Origin of the sequence: Vibrio sp. S11_S32, from assembly GCF_014694465.1 — a bacterium.
Lineage (GTDB): Bacteria > Pseudomonadota > Gammaproteobacteria > Enterobacterales > Vibrionaceae > Vibrio > Vibrio algicola.
Genome location: NZ_JAAUWS010000145.1, coordinates 1 through 611 on the forward strand (window position 1 = coordinate 1; position 611 = coordinate 611).

At 39.3% G+C, this 611-nt stretch carries 1 pseudogene; it reads right to left on the bottom strand.

The annotated features are described in order from the left end of the window. Window positions 1–124 precede the first annotated feature (124 nt). Window positions 125–611, bottom strand: a pseudogene (locus HC723_RS17020) (IS66 family transposase); the annotation flags it as partial.

A 611-nucleotide genomic window follows, 5' to 3' on the forward strand; every position in this document is an offset into this window, starting at 1 on the left:
GGCCGATTGCCTCTTCTTTAAATTCTTTCGTATAAGTTCGATATTGACGTTTTGTATTCATATTCACCTCGATTGATTATCGTATTATCCACAATCAAGGTGTCCAGATCGATTAGACCAGAATACTCGCCATAAGCCAGCACCAACGCAATCCATCTTCATCATTACGACTATGGGATGTTTCATCTACATGAATTAATGGGGATTTTTGTAACGCTAACTTTACTGCTTGGTGCGTCACTGTAAGCATTGAAGCTACTTTAGTTTGAGCTTCACTTATCGTACCAATAGAAAACGTGGTACCAAGTTGTTCTTTTAATAAAGAACGTATTTTTCGAATGCTCAGGTGATATTGGCCAGACAGAATGGCTATGTAACTCAATAAATTTGGACCGATTATGCCTTGAGGCATACTTTTAGGCGTGACCGGTTTCATTTTTTCATTGCAATGCGTGCAATGACCATTGAATAAGCGGTACTCCGTAATATCGACAATCGGCTCAGGTATTTCATGCACTTGATGACGGTAATAAGGGGCTTTATCAATTTGAATATCACTGCTACCACAGCAGGCGCATGAATTTTCTGGCAAGCAATTAATAACAGTATCG